The sequence below is a fragment of the Hoeflea sp. BAL378 genome (genome assembly GCF_000759435.1).
GTDB lineage: Bacteria > Pseudomonadota > Alphaproteobacteria > Rhizobiales > Rhizobiaceae > Hoeflea.
Genome location: NZ_JRJG01000160.1, coordinates 1 through 2812, shown reverse-complemented (window position 1 = coordinate 2812; position 2812 = coordinate 1). Strand labels below are relative to the sequence as shown.

The window sequence follows — 2812 nt, the reverse complement described above, 5'->3', positions numbered from 1 at the left end:
CCCCTCTGTCACTTCGTGACATCTCCCCCGCAAGGGGGGAGATTGGAGGCGGCGGATCTGCTGCCAACAACGCTGACATTTCGACAGGCTCAATACTCGAGATCGTGAAAACGGCCGATGCCGGATTAAGTCCCTTCCGCCTGCGGAGCTTTGAGTTTGAGCGGACGTTAAAGCGTCGTAGGCCACATCTCCAGCGGCCTTCGCGTTTGCCGCTGAGTTTGCTTCAGACGTTTTCCGGGCACCAGTCAGTCCATTTAATTATGCTGCTCTCCTGCCGGTTCGACTGACGAGCGGTAAATTCTGTGTGGAAGGCGCGTGAAGCAAGGAAACTTAGCTGGAACTCAATTGTTACCCTGGTTCAGGTGAGGCCAAAGATAGCTGCGCGCAGCTTCCTGTTGCAGAGGAGCGGAGTTAAGCTACTATACCTTGAAACGACGATGGAGTGTATCGATGGTAGCCGAACCGAAGAGTAATGGGAATGACAGGTTCAAGCTTCCTGGTTCTTCACTCGACGAGGTTTTCAAAGTTGTCCAAGGGTATACTAGTTTTGGGAAATTGGCCTCTCTGTCCGACATTTCCAAAAGCACTGGGATGCACGAAACAGCCATCAGCAAAAATGTCGGATTCCTGCTTTCGATTGGCGTTCTGCAAGGTGGCCGCGATAAATCCGCGACTGAGGTTGGAAAGAAACTCGGTTTAGCGCTCATGCACAATGTGCCAGACGAGGTCGAGTCGATCTTGGCTGATATTGTCGCAGAAGATGAGTTTCTAAAGAATGTGCTGGCTGCCGTCAGAATTCGCAAAGGGATGGACGAGTCATCGCTTCGGGCACATATTGCCTATAGCGCGGGCCTTTCCAAGACCGGATCAACGACGACGGGGACTGGTGCCGTTGTTGAGCTATTGAAAAGATCTGGAAACCTCAAGGCCGAAGATGGGAAACTAGTAGTTAGTGCGCCAATAGCGCGTGCAACGAGCGGTGAGTCATCTATCTCTCAAGAGAAGGCAGAACCCGCGAATACAACACAAAGTGTCGTACGCACCATTGAGGCAACTTCGCCCTTTTCCATCTCAATCAAAATAGAAGTACATTGCAGCCCCCAAGACTTGGACGACTTGGGATTAAAATTGCGCAAAGTGGTTGATGACTTTTCAAGCCAAAATGGTGCCCCCGAAAACGGCGAGGATTAACCTTTGCCGCGCGCATTTTTTCAGGCAACAGCAGAGCAAGTTGTCATTGTCTCAGAAGCGGTTGTGGCGTTGGGCGGTAGTGACGCGGTTGCCGTCGCCTTTTTTAGTGACCTTCCTCAGCCGACAGTGGCGGGAGCATTGAAACTTGCCGCAGACATGGGACTGCTATCTGAAAACGCAGGGCAATTCAGAAGTGCAAGCCCACTCTGCAAGTTATTGCGAACTCCTCAGGATAGCGAGAAAGCCGCCATTCTGCGTGTTACCATCGAGTCCTATGAACCGTTCTTGATCTTTCGTGAGGAATTGGAGGCTACCAATGACGTTACAGCGGCAGCACAACGAACGAAAGTGCGGCTTGATCTCGAATGTCACCGCGAGCAGGTTAAAGAAACCTTGCTTAATCTCGCTACCTACAGCGGGGCGTTGAAGGCCGGTCATGGCAACAGCTACGAGCGCGACGCGAAAGGCCTTTCCGCAATTCTAGACGAACTAGCTGCTGGCAGTCGGGAGGTGGCAGAGGCAACGCATACAATCAGGGAAGAACTCGGGCCAGATGCAGCAGCCCAAGTGAACCACGACCAAGTCATTCTGCCGCTTGTAGCTGGTCTTCGTCACGCATCCGCTGGCGCTGGCCGGGAGGCGGTACTGCAAGCGGGGATCGCTATAGAGAGTTTCATCGACTGGTTTTCTGGGCAATGCGCTGGAAATATCGCAGGCGCAACTGGTATCAATGCCAAAATTGACCGATTGGTCGCAGGCAGCAAGGTGCCGAAAAAACTCCAAAATGTGAGCAAGTATCTTGGTCATGTTCGCAACGCGGCAGACCACGGCAACGATGCGGACGTCGGCGCTCCGTGGGATGTGCTGCCGGCAACTGGGCGCAACTACGTCTTCGTTGCAGCCATCTTCATCAGGACTATGGTCGCCCATCTGGCTAATCGTCATGACGTTTAATGCCAAGCTCGCCCTCCCTCGGGACAAATGGCCGTTCTTGTGGGTACCGGAGTAGGTGATGGAGCGTCCGCATAGCCCCGATCTCCGCACCCCCTCCTCCAAAAAAATCCCCCCCACATTTTCCCCACCCTTTCCCCCCATGCGATACTTCCCCCACCTTCCGTCCTCAACGGATGGCCGGGGCCAACGGGGCCCGGGCCGGCGGGAGGCGGTGAGTTCCGGTTGGCGGGGGCCGTACCTGCGGGCCGGAAGCTTGCGAAGCAGACACCCCGGCCAGCGCGGGGACCTGCCGGATCGAGGTGGATCAGGGCAAGGGTTGTCGCGCGAATGGCTGGAACCGGGTGCAGGACGCAGCGCCCGCGCCTTTCGCACGAAAGGCAGGGCGGCGCGACCGTCACCCGGCGGCGTTTGATCCGCATCCCGGTCCGGGCGGGCTGCCCGGCCGGGAGCTGCGGCGTCACCGCAAACGCCGGCCCGCCAAGTCCCTGCCGCGTCTGACACGCGCGGGTGGGAGAGGGAGGTGTTCGGTCTCCGAAGGACCGAACGAAACGAAACCGCCCAGGGCTTGCGTCGAGCTTTGCGGGAAGAAGAGCCGGCCCGCGCCCGGAAGGTGCTGGGCATTCCTCACCGGCGGGGCGCGGGCAACTGCGCCAAGCCCCTTTCTTGT

3 protein-coding genes are annotated in these 2812 nt (G+C 56.8%); all 3 read left to right on the top strand.

Annotation, left to right across the window (positions count from 1 at the left end; translation table 11 throughout):
• Positions 1-287: hypothetical protein (locus LL06_RS28130; protein WP_210165729.1), on the top strand; the 287-nt coding region annotated here is incomplete at its 5' end.
• Between the two features lie 163 nt (positions 288-450).
• A complete protein-coding gene (locus tag LL06_RS27505) occupies positions 451-1191 on the top strand; it encodes a hypothetical protein (protein ID WP_152599757.1) in 741 nt (246 codons plus the stop codon).
• 3 nt (positions 1192-1194) lie between these two features.
• Positions 1195-2145, top strand: a complete 951-nt coding sequence (locus tag LL06_RS27500; protein ID WP_152599756.1) for a hypothetical protein — start codon at positions 1195-1197, stop codon at positions 2143-2145.
• The last annotated feature ends 667 nt before the right edge of the window (positions 2146-2812 follow it).